Source organism: Sphaerospermopsis sp. LEGE 00249 (assembly GCF_014299995.1).
GTDB classification, from domain to species: domain Bacteria; phylum Cyanobacteriota; class Cyanobacteriia; order Cyanobacteriales; family Nostocaceae; genus Sphaerospermopsis; species Sphaerospermopsis kisseleviana.
In genome coordinates, this window is sequence record NZ_JACJUZ010000006.1 from 57,114 (window position 1) to 75,846 (window position 18,733).

The following is an 18,733-nucleotide window of genomic DNA, read 5'->3' on the forward strand; positions in this document are numbered from 1 at the left end:
TAGGGTTGAAAATTGCTCAATTCATATAAAATAACTAATTGGTAATAGGTAATTGGTAATGGGTAATTGGTAATTAGTAATTTTTATTTTAATAGAAATATAGAAATATATATGATTAGTAAAGTTTCTCAAACAACTTACCCGCGTCCTTTTTTAAAGTGGGCGGGAGGTAAAGGTAGGTTGATTTCTCAATATCAAAAATATTTTCCCACAAATTACCAGCATTATTATGAACCCTTTTTAGGTGGAGGGGCGGTTTTTTTTCATCTCCAAGCACAAAACATATTTTCCCAAGCTGTTTTAACTGATATTAATACTGATTTAATTACGACCTATTGCTGTGTTAGAGATCATGTTGACGAATTAATTGAACGTCTACAAAAACACAAGGAAAAACATCATAAAAATCATGGAGATTATTATTATAAAATACGTTCTAATTCGGAAGGAACAGATTTACAGAAAGCAGCTAGGTTTATTTATTTGAATAAAACCTGTTTTAATGGTTTATATCGAGTCAATTCTCAAGGTAAATTTAACGTTCCTTTGGGTAGATATAAAAATCCTGGTATTTGTCAAGAAGATGTTTTAAGACTTGCATCAAAAGCACTTGCTACAGCAGACATTGAAAACGCAGATTTTACCACAGTTTTGAATTATGCTACTAGCAGTGATGATTTTGTTTTTTTTGATCCTCCCTATCAACCTCTGAGTGAAACCAGTAATTTTACAGCTTATAGTAAATATTTATTTGGGGAAAAACAGCAACAACAATTAAGAGATGTATTTGCAGAATTAGCTAAACGGGGTGTTAAGGTAATGTTAGCAAATTCAGATTGTGATTTTATTCGTGATCTTTATCGTCGGTTTAATATTCATGCAATTTCCGCTGCCAGATCCATTAATTCTAATGCTAATAAGCGGGGTAATATTAGTGAGGTTTTAGTGACTTCTTATTAGAGGATGTCTGAATCAGACAAAAAAGATTGGAAGTAAGTATTCAGATATAGCAATTTTTGATATCCAGATCCCTAAGTAATATTGTTAATTTTCTGCGATATAATCTACAAAATCAGGAATTTGTTGATGATCTGGCAACTTTTGTAAAATTTCTTTCTCATCATTAAACTTGCGTTGAGCGATCGCTATTTCCTCTGGTTTATTACTAGAAAATGTCAATTGTTTAACCGCTTAGTTTTTTCCATACTGATCCACTGCTAAATACAGCAGTTTCCGTTATTATGAGGTACAGATATTAATGATAAAACCCTTGTAACACGGGCATACTTCGACTCCGCACTTCGACTTACTTCGACTTACTTCGACTTACTTCGACTGCGCCCTTCGACACCGCCCTTCGACTGCGCCCTTCGACACCGCCCTTCGACACCGCCCTTCGACTGCGCCCTTCGACTGCGCCCTTCGACACCGCCCTTCGACACCGCCCTTCGACACCGCTCAGGACAGGCTCAGGACAGGCTCAGGACAGGCTCAGGACAGGCTCAGGACAGGCTCAGTACAAGTCGCTCAGTACAAGTCTTGCCTGTTCATAGTGTACCTCATGACACTGGGAAGTGCTGTTAAGTTGTCCCAAAATTACCACTTCCTAAAATTTTGAGCAGTTGATATTTTCCACCGACATTATTCATAATAGCACCACCATCACAGAGATGATCCCCTTCTTCATCTTCAGCATGAGTAAAGATTAAGAAATTTTACTTGATCTATACTATACCAAATATGCTATGATTGGTGAAATTTACCTTGGTTGATTTATTAAGTATTTTTACGGTAATGATTCCGGGGTAAGATCCCCGACTTCTGTTAATAAACCATAATTTCTTGTCACGATTAAATAAAAAATTCGGGGATCTGACGGGGAATTTTTCAAAAAGTCAAAATAAAATTAATCAAACAGGAAAATCATGAACAATAAAATTCGTTATCCCCTACTAAGTTTAAGCGTCTTATTTATTCTCATTTATGCTTTCATCCCATCCAGTAGACAATATTTTTCATATTTCGTAGTTTTGGGATTTGCCGTATTAACTATTTATTTAACATGGGATGGTTATGACATCAGAAAAAAATTACAAAATCAATTTCAACCATCTTTAAAACAAGGGATAGCGAATGCAATTAAAGATGTTTATAATCGTCATCCAACAAAATATGAACAAATTAATAAAGCAGCTTTAATAGACAGTGTGACAAATTCTCACTTACAAGATTGGGAAAAAGATAAACGTTATTATCAATCGTTACCCAATTTCCTCTTATCAATTGGATTATTTGGTACTTTTTTAGGAATTACTTTAAATCTGTTATTGATTAGCGGTAATCTAGGAGGTGAAGTAGACATACAAACAATTTTACCAAATATTGTTAACTCAATGGGTGTAGCTTTTGGTAGTAGTTTATTTGCATTAGCTTGTAGTATTTTTTTAGTTAAATTTTACCCAGTATCAGAATTAGAAATAGAAAAAGAAAATTTAATCATCTCCATAGAACATTCCATTGATAATGAATTTTTGCTAAACAGTCAAACTACCAGCAAAATAGATCAGTTAATTACATCTATTAATAACTACTCTGATAGCTTAAAAAGTTTCCTTTCAGGTTTAGATCAAAACACCAAAAAATTTGCAACTGCGATCACGGAAGCTACAGATAAAATTAATACTTCTGCAAACAACTTTCAAACTATTGTTAATCAATCTTCCCAAACCATGCAAACAGGAGCAAATGTTTTAAGTAATGCTACTGCTAATATAGCAAACTTAACTACAAAATTTGTTGATATTTCCTCATCCTTACTCACATCATCACAATCATTTGAAAAATCTATATCTTCCCTAGAAAAATATGGAGATAGTTTAGAAAATCTCAGTGATAGCTTAATCAATAATTCCCAACAAATCCAACAATTAGCTCAAAATAATACAGATAATATAAAAAGTCTCAGTAACACATTAATTAGTAATTCTAACGATGTAAAAAACCTCATACAAAATAATCAACAAAATCTCACTACCGTTACAGATCGTCTCTTGCAGAATGTTAACAGTATTTCCACATCTACCCAAACATTTAATAATAATGTTAACCAAATTGTCACATCTTTAAATCAACATAGTTTACAAGTAGGAGAATATAATACAAACCTCCAACAATTAGCAGGATTAATCAACAATGCAACCCAATCATCTAATAATAATATACCCCAATTAGCCTCTATGTTAGGAAATCAAGTTAATCAATTACAAACTACCGCCAACCAACTCAATCAAAATTCCCAAATGTTGCAACAAATCAATAGTAACCTATCTGTATTATTAACCAACTTCCAACAATTCCAACAATCACAAAATTAACAAATATAAAATTAAATTAACCAGATCCCCGACTTATTTTACTATTCTGTCAATCAAATATAAATTGATAGTAGAAGTCGAGGATCTTAACCCAGAAAATTTGAACCTATTGAACTTAATTATTATGCAAAGAAGAAATCGCCAGAATTCTAATAATAATAGCGAAACCTTTACAATTTGGACATCCTTTACAGATTTAATGTCTAACGCATTTATGATTATTACCTTATTATTAGTATTTGTGGTAGCTCAAAAAAAACCACCACCACCACCAGGGATAGTTTGTGAACCGAAAATTATTAACCTTCCTTCTGAACAATATAGTTTTGAATCAGGGAGTGCGGTTTTACCAAATAACTTAAAAAGTGATATTTTGCAAGGTAACAAACCAGGGAAAATATTAAAATTAATTGAAGAAACCCTTTCTCAACAAGAACAATGTAATAATGAAACTGAGGTACTAGAAATTATAGGACATACCGATGATCAACCAGTAAATTTTCTCAACTGTAATAACCCTAATAATCCAACATTAAAACCTTTAGATAATCACCTAGAAAATGTTGCCACAGGTAATCAAAATATTAACACCTTATGTCCTCGTTCTAATGCTGATTTAGGTTTAATGCGAGCATTATCAGTAGTCAAAGAACTGCAAAAAGCGCAAAATCAAACTAGATTATCTCGATTTAAAAAAGTCCAATTTAGAGCATATTCAGCAGCACAATTATTTTTACCAGAAAATCAAGGATTTGCTAAAAAAAATACGAGAAAAGATCCAGCAACCAGAGGTAAACGCAGAAGAATAGAAATCAGATTTGCACAATTGGGAGAGTACGTTACACCAGATGAAAATTGATAAAAATTGAAAATAAAAGCAGTTAAGCTGTTGTGCAAATTTAAATATCTTTTAAATATCTTTTAAATATCTGCTATTAACTGACTTAAATAATCATCCATGATAGCTGGTAATTCTTTGGGTGAATAGGTATAAGTGAGAGATAAAAATGTAATTGCTGTGTTGATAACTTGCTTTCTATTTACTATAGTTGATAGTTGAGAACGAGTATATTTACCGTTCATTATTTCTAAACTAGCATCTGCTATCGCATCTTCTATAACTGATTCTTCTATTAAATTTTCCCATTCATCTTCATTGATGTAATAGGATTTTTTGTTTTCTTTGAGATTGATTTCTTGAATTTCTCTAATTGAATTACGAATAGAAGCCATCCAAGAATTTGTTAATCTTTTTTCTATTTGATTTTTAATTATATGAATGAGTAGTATTTTTAAGAATGATTTAATTTGTCTGATTATTGCTTTTTTACTCATTCCTTCTAATTCATCTACAATTGCTAAAGCTTCTGTATAATTTCCTTGTAAAATACTGTTTCTGAGGTCTATTAATTCTTGGGTCATTTTTAGTAGCCTCCGGTTTATTTTCTATATTGAGAATAACATAAATTCATACTATTACCGCTATTTTAAACTTTTATCTGTGTTTATCTGTGTTTATCTGTGTTAAATTATAGTGATAAAATTTCGCACAACTGGGAGAGTACGTCACACCAGATGGAAATTGATAGAAATTGAAAATAAAAGAAGTTCTCATATATTTTACCATGCCTTTTGTATTCTTCCTTTGCGTCTTTGCGTGAGATATCAAAAACTGACTACTCACTGGTATGATAATTAATCTGCAAACAAACACCCATTAACAAAACCATGACAAAAAACTACCGTATCACCCTACTTCCCGGAGATGGTATTGGACCAGAAATAATGGCCGTAGCAGTGGACGTGCTAAAAGTCGTCGCTAAACGCTTTGATTTGAACTTTGATTTTCAAACCGCCCTCATCGGTGGTGCAGCGATAGATGAAACCGGTGAACCTCTACCATCTGCAACTTTAGATACTTGTCGCAGCAGTGATTCAGTATTGCTCGCTGCTATCGGTGGTTATAAATGGGACACTTTACCATCTGATAAACGTCCTGAAGCGGGTTTATTAGGATTAAGAGCAGGTTTAGAACTTTTTGCCAATTTACGACCTGCTAAAATATTACCCCAACTTATAGACGCATCCACCTTGAAACGGGAAGTAGTCGAAGGTGTAGATATTATGGTAGTGCGGGAACTCACAGGCGGGATTTACTTCGGTAAACCTAAAGGTATTTTTGCTACAGAAACCGGAGAAAGACGTGGTGTAAATACGATGGTTTACAGCGAATCGGAAATAGAGAGAATTGGTAAAGTTGCCTTTGAAACTGCCCAAAAACGCGGCGGAAAACTTTGTTCTGTGGATAAAGCCAATATATTAGATGTATCTCAACTTTGGCGAGAGAAAATGACTAAGCTGGCTTCAGAATATCCAAATGTTGAATTATCTCATTTATATGTAGATAACGCTGCCATGCAATTAGTCCGCGCCCCCAAACAATTTGATACTATTGTTACTGGTAACTTGTTCGGTGATATTCTTTCCGATGCTGCGGCCATGTTAACTGGTAGTATTGGGATGTTACCTTCTGCTAGTTTGGGAGCTTCTGGACCTGGTGTATATGAACCCGTTCACGGTTCAGCCCCCGATATTGCGGGACAAGATAAAGCCAACCCCTTAGCACAGGTTTTAAGTGCAGCTATGATGTTACGGTATGATTTAGATCAACCAGCAGCAGCGGATTTAATAGAAAATGCAGTGTTACAAGTTTTACAACAAGGCGATCGCACAGGAGATATTATGTCCCCAGGAATGAATCTTTTAGGTTGTCGCGCAATGGGTGAAGCTTTAATGAAAATTCTGGAAACAAAATAGTTTGGTTGTACTAGAAGAAAATTTTAGCGTTTTTTGCTAAAAGTTTCAGATACACTAGAAGCAAATCTATCAATAACATAACAACTAATAGTGTACGCTTCACAACAAGGACAAGGAAATTTCACCACCCCAGCAAACCAAACCCCTTTGGTAGATCCCACCGTGATCAAAGCCGCTGGGCAAATTTACTATACCTACTGTGAGGTACATCCTGAAATTGTGGGGCAAGCTTCAGGAGTAGCAATTAGTCGCGTCACTCATCGGGGTAAAGTAATTTTTACTCAGCAACCCATTCTCTTACCACAGGAATGTTTTATACCCTTACAACAAATTGAATCGTATATGTATTAGGTGATTGGTGACTGGTGACTGGTGACTGGTGACTGGGAAGAATAACTAATGACTAATGACAACTGACAATATGGACACATTAGACATCTCCAGAAAAGAAATTATGGAACCTATTTATGGGGGCTGGTCGAAGCTTATGGGATATCTAGATGTCTGATTTTTCCGTTAAATTATCGCCCATAAGCTTCGCCCCTACAATATATTACAAATTAATACATTCTATTTTGGAGAGGTTTATTGATTTTCGTCCCTGCTAGTATCATTGTCTTCGCTTTGGGGGCTGCTATTGGTAGCTTTATCAATGTTGTAGTTTATCGCCTACCTGCGGGATTATCTTTACTTTGGCCGCCTTCTCGCTGTCCTAAATGCTTAAACCAATTAAAAGCTTATGATAACGTACCTGTGTTTGGTTGGTTGTGGTTAAAAGGAAGATGTCGTTATTGTCACACCAAAATTTCTCCCCGTTATCCTGTAGTAGAGGCGATAACAGGAATTATATTTTTAATAGTATTTTGGGTATTTCAATTTTCAGCCTTAACAATTGGTTATTGGGCTTTTTGCAGTTGGTTATTAGCTCTATCTCTTATAGACTGGGATACAATGATTTTACCCGGTCAACTTACCAAGTCGGGATTGGTATTGGGCTTAGTTTTTCAAATGGGTTTAGGTTTTTTAACAGAAAATAGCTGGGTGGGTGGGATCAAACAGCTAATGTTTGGAATAGGTGGTACAGTCTTGGGCTTATGGCTGTTTGATAGCATCTCAATTTTAGGTTATCTAGCCTATGGAAAACCCGTCATGGGTGCAGGTGATGGGAAACTAGCAGCGATGATGGGCGCTTGGTTAGGTTGGAAGCATCTGCTAATAGCTAGTTTTATGGCCTGTTTTTTGGGAGTATTAATAGGTGGAAGTGCAATTATGGTCTCACGCCATCAAATGGGACAAAGAATGCCTTTTGGTCCTTTCTTAGCTTTGGGGGCGGTAATTGCTGTTTTTGGTGGTGAAGAGATTTTGTCTTACTACCTACAGTTTGTGCTACCACCATCTTGAAATATATCAGTTAAGTAGGAGGCAGAAGGGAACATCCCAAATTTGTAAATTTATTTTTATCTAACGTAAAAATGCTCCAAAAACCTAATATGATTGAACCGCAAAGAACGCAAAGGACACAAAGGTAAGAGATTTTCAGAGAGTTTTTGGTTTTAGTGCGGTTCTTTTTTCAAAATTGGGATGCTCCCACACAGAAGGCAGGAGGGACAAGGTTTTTATCAATTTTACATTTTGTTACATACCTTGGTTTTTTCGTGCCGACTTACTTATAGCAGGAGTCAGTACGAAGGCAAGAGGCAAGAGTTTATTCTTACCAATTACTTGTTCCCAGTCACCAATCACCAATCACCTATTATCATCAAATTCAAACTTTAAAATCACTTTTCTTTAATATTAGATTTAAATGCTTTTTATTCTCATCCTCAGCAACCTACACCCTCCATGACTGTAACCACATGACTGTAACCACATGACTGTAACCAGCATTACTTCATTGGATCTTTATATTTTGGTAAGATTAACCTGTGAATTGTATTACAGTCCAATAATACTTTTAGCAGTTGGCAAATACAACTAATTTCATAAATGCTGATGGCTTACCATTGAATAATAAAAATAATGTATTGGGAGGAAGATTCATTTTCATGGGGGTTTTGTATTTTCACACCTTTGCCGATACGTTGATATAATTAAGTCCCCTGACACGTTGGGAAAAAAGTTGTATTGGCAGCAGCATTTTTATTAAGCTATCAACCAAAAAATACAAAATCAAGTCGAAAATTAGTTACAAGCGTAATTTGGTGATTTAGTCAAGCCAAGAAAAATCATCAGGAGTCAGGAGTCAGGAGTCAGGAGTCAGAGTGCTTATAAAATCAGAAATAGAGAGAAGCAAGATTTTAGCAAAATTATCAAAGCTGACGCTATAAGGCGTTATTATTCTGACTTCTGTAGTCTATCTTCTGAATACTTACCTCAAATCCACAATTCACAATACCCGCTCCAGCAGTGGGTGAGGTCAATCTAAAATCCCAAATCCCAAATCCCAAATCCCAAATCCCAAATCCCAAATCCCAATATTGATTGACCTGTTTTGAATCTCATACCTACTTAAATAAGATAAAAATGGCAAACAACGAAGAATCACGCGGTTTAAAGTCTCTATTTGATTGGTTTGCAAATCGTCGTAAATCAGGATCTCCCCATTTAGAAAAACAAGAACGGGAAATAGCCGATGGTTTATGGCACAAATGCGCGAAATGTGGTGTTTTGGCTTATGCTAAAGACTTGAAAGCTAATCAAATGGTTTGTGCAGAATGCGGTCATCATAACCGAGTCGATAGTGATGAGCGTATCCGTCAGTTAATTGATGCAAATACTTGGAAACCCATAGATGAAAATTTGCGTCCCACTGATCCTTTAGGATTCCGCGATCGCAAACCCTACAGCGATCGCATCCGGGAAACTCAAGAAAAAGTCGGTTTAATAGACGCAGTAAAAACCGGTTTAGGTCAAATTAACGGTTTACCCATCGCTTTAGGAGTCATGGACTTCCGCTTTATGGGTGGTAGCATGGGTTCTGTTGTCGGTGAAAAACTCACCCGCTTAATAGAACAAGCTACACAACGCCGCTATCCTGTAGTTATCGTTTGTACCTCTGGTGGTGCGAGAATGCAGGAAGGAATGCTGTCCTTAATGCAAATGGCGAAAATTTCCGCTGCACTACAACGTCATCAAGATGCTCGTTTATTATACATTCCCGTCCTGACAAACCCCACCACCGGCGGCGTTACCGCTAGTTTTGCTATGTTGGGTGATATCATCATCGCCGAACCCAAAGCCACCATCGGTTTTGCTGGCAGACGAGTTATTGAACAAACCCTGCGGGAAAAACTACCCGAAGACTTCCAAACCGCTGAAGACTTACTCAAACATGGTTTTGTAGATGAAATTGTTCCCCGCACTCAGTTAAAAAATACCTTGGCACAGTTAATATCTTTACACCAACCCATGCCCACCGCACCTAACATGGTTTTGTGGGAAACCATGACATTAACTTCTACAGGGGTAGATTAGGTGATTGGTGATTGGTGATTGGTGATTGGGTTCTTAATCTTCCCCTGCTTCCCCTCCTTCCCCTGCTTCCCCATCTCTACTGTCACCTATCACCTGTCACCTATTCCTTTACAAACACAAGCGGGATCAATGCTGCCAGTCTGCAAATGCTAGAAAGGGCAAATAAACCTAATAAACCGCCAAAATGGGGAGATTGGGCGATAAAACCGCCGATAGTTGTCCCTAAAGCACCAGTGACACCGGCAATAGCAGCAGCGATCGCAAAATAAATAGATTGATTTCTTAATGGTGTAACACCAATCTGCAAATTATTACTACATAAATCCACCGCCGCCCCAGTACCACCGATAAAAATATGTAATAGTGGTAGCCACAACCAAATATCTAAATTTCTGTCACCAATTCCAAACCAAAATAAAGGCGTAACTGCAACAATTATCCCCACAAATATCAAAATCAGACGATTTCCTAATTTATCTGCTAACCTACCCCACAAAACCACCATTAGCAAACTTGCCCCCGCTTGCAAACTGCTGTAAACCGTCACCCAACCCACATCTATATTTAAAGTTTCCAGCAGATAAAGATTTACAAAAGGGGCGCAAAGATTAAAAGCCAACATCCATAAACTAAAATACAGTAAAAATATCCAAAAATGGGAATTTTTATTATTTTCCTTATTGTAGGGTAGGGGTAATTCATGAATTACCCCTACTGATTCATGAATTACCTCTACTTTGTCTTTATTTTGCGTAAGTCCTATATAAGTATTTTGTAATTTTTGTAATTGGGGATTAACATCAATTTGAAAATACTGACAACCTAAACTAACTAACCCAAATAAAATCCCCACCAACAAAACCACCCCATAACCTTGAAGAGTTCCCCCAAACCAATGAGAAACAGCAAAACCCGCTAAAGGAACACATAACAAATTAGTTAAACTGGCCGCACTATTACGTATTCCAAAATATCTACCCCGCAACCTGCGAGGAACAATAATTGCTAACCAACTCATCCAAGATGCACATCCCAAACCCCCAACAAGATGACTAAAAAAGACAATTACCAGCGTTAATATCACCAACTGCTGAGAATTGATCAATCCCCAACTCTTACAGATAATACCTATTACTAAAAACAGCCAAAATAGGCGAGAAATTCCATAAACCAGCGCCGAATATCGAAACCTGCTAGTAGTGCGCTCTGAAAGATAAGCACCTAAAGGCTGAATTAGATTTACTAGCATGGGAATTGAAGAAAGCATCCCAAAAATTACCGGACTAGCATCTAATTCCACCAAAAAATTACTAAGTAAAATCCCTCCAGTAGTAATAGAAAAAATGGTTGCTAAAATAGCATCATAAGTAGAAGCTTGTAAACTGGTACGAATCGCATTTTTAGGAAAACGAGAGCTAGATTGAGATTCAGAAGATAAGACGGTGTTTAATGAATCAATCTGAGGAATTTCTAGATTTAAAGATGCAGATATTTCAACTTTAACCGAGTCCATAAACTAGCGTCTAGCGGTGACGAAATGAGTAAAATTTCCGATCATGATAATTGTTTGTTATTCTATCTACCATTTCTCAACAAAAATTTAGACTGCTTAAAGATCAGTCTTGAGTTACGGGAGTATCCCAAATGTGTAAATTGATTTTTGTCTATGGAAATAATCTGCCCTAAAGCTTAATATAATTGAACCGCAAAGGGCGCAAAGGACACAAAGGTAAGAGAGTTTAAGAGATTTTTTAGTGTTGCTGCGGTCATTTTTTATTTCATTGGGATGCTCCCGGAGTTACAGCATCTATAAATGAGAAAATAAAATGAGAAAATAAAAAGTTTTATCTGTCTTATCTGTCCATGAACAAATACAAATGGTTAAAATTCTGTATATTAATTATCACAGTGGCTATCATTGTGATCAGTTGTCACCAATTACCACCCAGTAAATCAGCAGTTACTATTAAACTCAGTGGTTGGGGTGGTTCACCTGTAGAACAAAAACTTTTAAAACAAGTATTACAAGATTTTGAAATCAAACATCCCCAAATCAAAGTTAAATATGAATTAATTTCTGATCAATATATGGATGTCATTAAAACTCGCTTAATTGGGGATACTGCACCAGATGTATTTTATTTAGATGCTGTAGAAGCTCCATTTTTGATGAGTAAAAATGTTTTAGAACCTCTCAATAATTACATCACAGATAAATTTGATTTACAAGATTTTAATCAAAATTTATTAGAAATATTTAAAGAGCATAACCATATTTATGGAATACCTAAAGATTATTCTACCTTAGCTTTATTTTATAACAAACGATCCTTGGAAAATGCAGGTTTCAATAAACCGCCAACTACTTGGGATGAATTATTAAATTACTCTCAAAAATTAACAGGTAAACTTAATAGATACGGGTTTGGAGAAAGTCCAGCAATATCACGTCATGTTTACAAAATTAAAGCTTTTGGGGGAAATTTAATTGATGAAAATGGTAATGCTACCTTTGCTAGTGAAAAAGCTTTAAAAGGTTTAAAATTAGTGATAAATCAATATCGAAAATATCAAACATCAGCCTTACCATCAGATGTTGGTGCGAGTTCAGGTACAGATATGTTTGGACAAGGTAAAGTGGCAATGGTAATTGAGGGAAATTGGGCTATTCCTTATCTGCAAGAAACCTTTCCCCAATTAGATTTTGCTACAGCAGAAGTCCCCAAAATTAATAATCAAAAAGGCACAATGGTTTATACTGTTGCTTATGTCATGAATAAACAAACAAAACATAAAAAAGCAGCTTGGGAATTAATTTCTTATTTGACAGGTAAAGAAGGAATGGAAAAATGGACAGGAACAGGTTTTGCTTTACCAACTCGTAAATCTGTAGCCGAGAAATTAGGTTATGATCAAGATGATTTCAGGTCTGCATTAGTAGCAGGTCTTGATGATGCTACTCCTTGGCAACTTGGGAAATATCCAGCAGTAATTGTGAATAATTTTGAGAATCAATTTTTAAGTGCTTTATTGGGCGAACAATCTTTAAAACAGGCAATGTTAAAGGCGCAGAATAATGCTAATCAGCAGATGAAAATGATGGAGTAGAAATTGGATTAAAGGGGATCTGGGTATGACGTTTTTTAAGTTTGATTTACTTAATTGAGTTATCTTTATTTTTAGGGAGCATCCCAATTTTCAAAAAATCAACTCAGCAATACCAAAAACTCTCTTAAACCCTCTTAACTTTGTGTCCTTTGCGTTCTTTGCGGTTCATTCATATTAGGACTTTGTAGCAATTCAAAGATTCCCAAAAAATCGAATTACACATTTGGGATGCTGCCTATTGTTGTTGCACTTGCAGGAAAATATCAATTATCATATAATGATTGAATTATACATATCAAATAAAACAGAATATTTATAACCCAGCGATATGAAATCATCCAACCCAGAAAGTTTATCAAAATTCGTGCAATTCTGCCAACAACATATCACCGGACAGGAACGCAAAGAAGCGCAAACATTTCTTGACCGCTTTTTTCGTGCTTTTGGTCATGAAGGAGCATTAGAAGCTGGTGCGACTTACGAAGAAGCTATTAAAAAAAGTAGTAAAACTGGTAAAACCGGATTCGCTGATTTAGTTTGGAAACCCCGCGTTTTAATTGAAATGAAAAAACGGGGAGAAGACCTCAATAAACATTATTCCCAAGCATTTGATTATTGGACAAGGTTAGTACCAAATCGACCGAAATATGTAATTTTATGTAATTTCGATGAATTTTGGATTTTTGACTTTGATATTCAACTAGATACACCTGTAGATAAAATATCCCTGGAGCAACTACCAGAAAGGGCTGGAGCATTGGCATTTATGGAAATAGGGCAAAAAACCCCTGTATTCCAAAATAACCAAGTAGAAGTCACAGAACGCGCCGCCAAACGCATGGGAGAATTATTATTAGAATTAGAAAAAAGAGGAATTGAAAAATTAACAGCACAGCGTTTTATTTTGCAATGTGTGTTAGCCATGTTTGCAGAAGATAGACAACTTTTACCCCGTGATCTGTTCATTTCTTGTGTGCAAGATTGCATGAAAGGGGCGAGTTCTTATGATGTTTTAGGTGGTTTATTTCGGGAAATGAATCAACCAGGAATTACACCCGCAGGACGTTATCAAGGTGTAGATTATTTTAATGGTGGTTTATTTTCGGTGATTCATCCCATAGAATTAACTAGGGAAGAATTAAATTTTTTAGATGTATCAGCACGGGAAAATTGGAGTAAAGTTCGTCCTGCTATTTTTGGGAATTTATTTGAAGGAACGGTAGATAAAAAAGAACGTCACGCCAGAGGGATTCATTATACATCAGAAGTGGATATTATGAAAATTATCCGCCCTACAATTAGCCGTTTTTGGGAAGAGAGAATAGAAGCAGCAAATACAGTTAAGGAACTTTCTACACTGCAAATAGAATTACAAAGTTATCGAGTTTTAGACCCTGCTTGCGGTTCGGGGAATTTTCTGTATTTAGCGTATCAGGAATTAAAGAGAATTGAAATATTATTGTTAGAAAAAATCCAGCATTTGAGTAAATCAAAAGACAAACAAATGCAGATGGGTTTGGTGACACCTTTACAATTTTATGGGATGGATACAAATCCTTTTGCGGTAGAGTTAGCGCGGGTGACTTTGATGATAGCTCGGAAAATTGCCATTGATAATTTACAGTTAACTGAACCTGCGTTACCTTTGGATAGTTTAGATAATAATATTGTTTGTCAAGATGCTTTATTTAGTGAATGGGTAAAAGCAGATGCAATTATTGGAAATCCGCCTTTTTTGGGTGGTAAAAAACTGAGAAAAGAATTAGGAGATGAATATACAAATAAGATATATCAAACATTTCCAGATGTCAAAGGACAGCCAGATTTTTGTGTATTTTGGTTTAGAAAAGCGGCTGATTTATTAGATAATAAAGGTAGAGCAGGATTAGTGGGTACAAATTCTATTGCTCAAGTTTCAGGGAGAAAAGCCAGTTTAGATTATATTGTTAACAATGGGGGAATTATTCATGATGCAATTTCCACACAAGAATGGTCTGGAGATGCTGCTGTTCATGTTAGTATTGTTAATTGGACAAAACAAGAAACGAAACAGAAATTTTTAGATAATATTGAAGTGTCTTATATTTCTGCATCATTAAAAAGGGAGATATCAGTTACCACTGCTCAGATATTAAATGCTAATAAAAACTATTCCTTTCAAGCTTGTGAATTATCAGGTAAAGGATTTATAATATCTGAAGAAAAAGCGAAACAATGGATTGATGAAGATCCTAAAAATCAAGAAGTATTAAAACCAATGATTGATGGTAAGACATTAATTAATCCTAATGTTAAATTAGATTGGGTAATTGATTTTTATAATTTATCAATAGAGGAAGCTAGTCAATATAAATTACCTTTTGAGTATGTCTATGAAAATGTTAAACCAGAGAGAGAAAAAAATCGTGAGATTTCCCGAAAAGTTAATTGGTGGAAATTTGGGAGAGAAAGACCAAAAATGAGAGAAATAATATCTTCCTTATCTTGTTATTTTGCCATCCCAAAAATTACCAAATGGGTGATTTTTACACCTGTGAATATTTCTATATTACCTTGTGAAGCTAACATGGTAATTGCATCAGATGATTTTTATGTGTTGGGTATTCTCACATCTAATGTACATCGTCTTTGGGTAAAAACGCAAAGTTCAACGTTAGAAGATAGAACTCGTTATACTAATACAACTTGTTTTGAAACCTTTCCATTTCCACAAACAGCAGATATAAAAATAGTAGAAAAAATCCGCGCCAAAGCCGAAGAACTCCATCAATATCGCACCCAACAAATGGAAACAAAACAATGGGGGATCACCACACTATATAATAAATTCTTCAACGAACCAAGCAGCCAACTTTATAAACTACATCAACAACTAGACAACCTGGTAATGGCAGCTTATAAAATTCAACCAGAAGAAGACATATTAGAAAAACTGCTAACATTGAATTTAGAACTAGCAGAAAAAGAAAAACAGGGAATAAAAATAATAGGACCTTGGCCACCAAAATAAAATCTCCCTTCTTCCCTTCTTCCCTTCTTCCCTTCTTCCCTTCTTCCCTTCTTCCCTTCTTCCCTTCTTCCCTTCTTCTCTTCTTCTCTTCTTCCCTTCTTCTCTTCTTCGTGTCCTTCGTGTCTTCGTGGTTCATTAGTAACAGGACTTATGCAAAAGGGAACGAAAGTAGGGGTAATTCATGAATTACCCCTACGCAAGAATAAGGCTTTCAGTCACATCTTACGTAAGTCCTAAATAAAAAAATCTCTGGATAGAAGATTTACCATGAAAATATATATAATCTATTTGTATGTTGCAAATCAACAGACAAACCCGCAACCTACCCAAAAAGGTTAACGAAAACCTAGCAGGTTATCTTTTCATGCTCCCTGCTATTTTCATATTACTTACTTTTGTTATCCTCCCCATCCTCTACGCTGTCTTTCTTTCTCTCAACAAAGTACAACTTTTAGGCGGTATTGAATATCAATTTATTGGTTTGAGAAATTTCACCCATTTGGTAGAAGACGAACAATTAAAAATTGCTCTCAAAAATACAGTCGAATATGCGGCAATTGTTGTCCCTTGTCAAACAATTTTAGCTTTAATTCTCGCAGTTACTTTAAATTCTGGTATTCGTGGTAAAAACTGGTGGCGAATCCTCTATTTTTTGCCCACAGTTACATCATCAGCGGTGTTAACACTCATCTTTATGTGGATTTATAATACCGATGGTTTACTAAATGATTTTCTGGCTTTTTTTGGCTTACCTAATTATAATTGGTTAGGAGATCCCAAGGTGGCTTTAAAAGGCATTATGATCATGAATATTTGGTCAACTGCGCCCTTTTATATGGTGATTTATTTAGCAGCTTTACAGGATATTCCTCAAACGCTTTATGAAGCAGCAGATTTAGATGGTGCAAATGGATGGGATCAATTTATTAATATTACTATTCCTTTATTGCAACCTGTGACTTTGTTTGTGGTAGCTGTAGGCATAATTGGCACTTTTCAATTATTTGATCAATCTTATATTTTTTCCGGTGGCACTGGTGGACCAAATAATGCTACTTTGACGGTGGTATTATTAATTTATCAAGCTGTATTTAGAAATTTACAATTAGGATATGCTGCTGCTGTGGCTTTTTTACTTGCAACTTTAATCATTTCTATCACTGTCATCCAAAGGCGAATATTTGGTGGTGAAAAAATGTGAATCAAGTTTCTCGTTTTCCTTGGTTGAAATTCCTGTTATATCTATTGTTAATAATTTATGGTTTTATCACCATTATTCCCTTTCTTTGGGCGCTTTCTGCATCCTTTAAACCTCTTTCAGAAATTATTAGCGGTGAGCTAAATTTTATTCCTCACAATTTTACTTTTAAGAACTATCAGCAAATTTTTCTCCAAGAACCGCTATTTTGGCGCTGGTTATTTAACAGTGTAATAATTGCTGTTAGCGTTACGTTTTTAAATTTAATTTTAAATTCAATGGCTGGTTATGCTTTAGCTAGATTGACATTTGCTGGTAAACGCTTTTGGTTATTCTTAATAATCGCAGTTTTAGCAGTACCCACACAAATTACTCTCATTCCCACATTTTTGATTTTAAAAGCATTGGGTTGGCTTAATTCTTATCAAGGTATGATTGTACCGACTATGGTAAATGCTACCTTCATTTTTATGATGCGGCAGTTTTTTGTTAATTTTCCTAAAGAATTAGAAGAAGCAGCCCAACTAGATGGTTTAAGCACTTGGGAGATTTTCCGAGATATTGTTTTACCCCTAGCAAAACCAGCACTAGCAGCACAGGCGGTTTTTGTGTTTATGGGTAGTTGGAATAATTTTATACTACCTTTGGTAATTTTATTTGACCCGGAAATGTTTACCTTACCTCTGGGTTTGAATAGCTTTAAAGGTCAATATATCAGCTATTGGAATTACATTATGGCTGCTTCTATGGTGTTTACTTTACCAGCTTTAGGAATTTATGCTTTTTTCAATCGCTACTTTATTCAAGGTGTGACTTTTACTGGTGGCAAAGGTTAACTTTGCAAATTGTAAATTTTTAGATAAAGATTTGTATCAATTGTGAGCATCTGTCAGCATCTTTCCTATTTCTAATTCCCTGGGATTAACAAACTCAGGATCAGCACCTAATGGTAAACTGATTCATGCTGATGTTAATGATAGCGAGAATATTTTACCAAAATCATCCTGATAGCTTTTAGCCACAGGATCAGGGGTGTTGTAGTTCTCCCCGTCGGGGTGATACCCGGCAAACTTTTAGCATCAGATAGCATCAGATCAATATCTGTGCTTTTTGAAACTATTGGTGTCTTAGCTGTGTTGAGCATTACAAACTTGAAGGGGAAATATGTTTAAAAGACTGATAAGCGTTGTTGTTGCTGCTGTTGTATTGAGTTTTCAATTATTCATCGGTAGTGCAACAGCTTTGGAACTAGATCAAGCTACCAGAACTGTCAAATTGAACGAACAGGGTGATACTGTTGTCATTAGCATACCGCAACTGGCAATAGGTAAAAAATTATTTAATGACACCTGCGCTCAATGTCATGCTGGTGGTGTAACCAAGACTAATCAAAACGTAGGATTAGAACCAGAAGCTTTAGCTTTAGCTACACCCAGACGTGACAATATTGAAGGGCTGGTTGACTACATGAAGAATCCTACCACCTACGATGGTGAAATCGAGATTTCTGAAATTCATCCTAGTATCAAGAGCGCCGATATCTTTACAGAAATGAGAAACTTGACAGACGATGATTTGACAGCGATCGCAGGTCATATTCTCATCCAGCCAAAAATCGTTGGTATTAGATGGGGTGGTGGTAAGATCCATTACTAAACATCTGCTCATTGGCCTTCTTACTTTCTAAAAGTATGGGCAATTTTGCCCTTACTGTAGAAAAATCTCACTTCCTAGTCCTGATACCTGAGTGCA

At 35.7% G+C, this 18,733-nt stretch carries 15 protein-coding genes; 12 read left to right on the forward strand and 3 right to left on the reverse strand.

The features are described from left to right. The first annotated feature begins 111 nt into the window (after positions 1–111). Positions 112–960 (forward strand): DNA adenine methylase, encoded by an 849-nt coding sequence (locus H5968_RS03745; RefSeq protein WP_187038865.1) that lies wholly within the window; start codon positions 112–114, stop codon positions 958–960. Positions 961–1,044: 84 nt separating this feature from the next. On the opposite strand, the gene H5968_RS25450 is transcribed toward H5968_RS03745, so the two are convergent. Continuing rightward, on the reverse strand, positions 1,045–1,179 hold the full coding sequence (locus H5968_RS25450; protein ID WP_255427041.1) for a hypothetical protein: 135 nt from the start codon (positions 1,177–1,179) through the stop codon (positions 1,045–1,047). Between the two features lie 746 nt (positions 1,180–1,925). Here H5968_RS25450 and H5968_RS03750 point away from each other — a divergent pair. Together H5968_RS03750 and H5968_RS03755 are read left to right on the forward strand one after the other, a co-directional pair. Then, on the forward strand, positions 1,926–3,374 hold the full coding sequence (locus H5968_RS03750; RefSeq protein ID WP_187038866.1) for a hypothetical protein: 1,449 nt from the start codon (positions 1,926–1,928) through the stop codon (positions 3,372–3,374). 199 nt (positions 3,375–3,573) lie between these two features. Further along, positions 3,574–4,233, forward strand: a complete 660-nt coding sequence (locus H5968_RS03755; RefSeq protein WP_222620543.1) for a flagellar motor protein — start codon at positions 3,574–3,576, stop codon at positions 4,231–4,233. A 62-nt stretch (positions 4,234–4,295) separates the two neighbouring features. Here the strand turns inward: H5968_RS03755 and H5968_RS03760 are convergent, their stop codons facing one another. Then, on the reverse strand, positions 4,296–4,796 hold the full coding sequence (locus H5968_RS03760) for a hypothetical protein (protein ID WP_096568325.1): 501 nt from the start codon (positions 4,794–4,796) through the stop codon (positions 4,296–4,298). Positions 4,797–5,102: 306 nt separating this feature from the next. Between H5968_RS03760 and leuB the strand changes: the two genes are divergently transcribed. From leuB to accD, 4 genes are all read left to right on the forward strand, one after another. Continuing rightward, positions 5,103–6,191: a 3-isopropylmalate dehydrogenase gene (gene leuB, locus H5968_RS03765; protein ID WP_187038867.1), complete on the forward strand. Its 1,089-nt coding sequence runs from the start codon at positions 5,103–5,105 to the stop codon at positions 6,189–6,191. Between the two features lie 90 nt (positions 6,192–6,281). Next, entirely contained in the window at positions 6,282–6,542 is a 261-nt protein-coding gene (locus tag H5968_RS03770; RefSeq protein ID WP_187038868.1) for a hypothetical protein, read from the forward strand. Positions 6,543–6,782: 240 nt separating this feature from the next. After that, positions 6,783–7,592 (forward strand): A24 family peptidase, encoded by an 810-nt coding sequence (locus H5968_RS03775; RefSeq protein ID WP_187038896.1) that lies wholly within the window; start codon positions 6,783–6,785, stop codon positions 7,590–7,592. Between the two features lie 1,122 nt (positions 7,593–8,714). After that, a complete protein-coding gene (gene accD, locus H5968_RS03780) occupies positions 8,715–9,665 on the forward strand; it encodes an acetyl-CoA carboxylase, carboxyltransferase subunit beta (protein ID WP_187038869.1) in 951 nt (316 codons plus the stop codon). 100 nt (positions 9,666–9,765) lie between these two features. Here the strand turns inward: accD and H5968_RS03785 are convergent, their stop codons facing one another. After that, complete coding sequence (locus H5968_RS03785) at positions 9,766–11,178, reverse strand: MFS transporter (RefSeq protein WP_187038870.1); 1,413 nt, start codon at positions 11,176–11,178, stop codon at positions 9,766–9,768. 350 nt (positions 11,179–11,528) lie between these two features. Here H5968_RS03785 and H5968_RS03790 point away from each other — a divergent pair, with 350 nt between their 5' ends. The 5 genes from H5968_RS03790 to psbV all read left to right on the forward strand — a co-directional run bounded on the left by H5968_RS03790 (position 11,529) and on the right by psbV (position 18,637). Next, entirely contained in the window at positions 11,529–12,773 is a 1,245-nt protein-coding gene (locus H5968_RS03790; protein ID WP_187038871.1) for an ABC transporter substrate-binding protein, read from the forward strand. A 328-nt stretch (positions 12,774–13,101) separates the two neighbouring features. Continuing rightward, positions 13,102–15,783, forward strand: a complete 2,682-nt coding sequence (locus H5968_RS03795) for a DNA methyltransferase (RefSeq protein WP_187038872.1) — start codon at positions 13,102–13,104, stop codon at positions 15,781–15,783. Positions 15,784–16,075: 292 nt separating this feature from the next. Then, positions 16,076–16,984 carry a carbohydrate ABC transporter permease gene (locus H5968_RS03800; protein WP_187038873.1) on the forward strand — a complete coding sequence of 303 codons (909 nt, stop codon included), beginning with the start codon at positions 16,076–16,078 and terminating at the stop codon, positions 16,982–16,984. Beyond that, on the forward strand, positions 16,981–17,817 hold the full coding sequence (locus H5968_RS03805) for a carbohydrate ABC transporter permease (RefSeq protein ID WP_187038874.1): 837 nt from the start codon (positions 16,981–16,983) through the stop codon (positions 17,815–17,817). Before H5968_RS03800 ends, H5968_RS03805 begins: the two co-directional genes overlap by 4 nt. A gap of 328 nt (positions 17,818–18,145) precedes the next feature. Continuing rightward, the gene (psbV, locus tag H5968_RS03810; RefSeq protein WP_096568354.1) at positions 18,146–18,637 is read left to right on the forward strand and encodes a photosystem II cytochrome c-550; all 492 of its coding nucleotides are present in this window, start codon (positions 18,146–18,148) and stop codon (positions 18,635–18,637) included. The last annotated feature ends 96 nt before the right edge of the window (positions 18,638–18,733 follow it).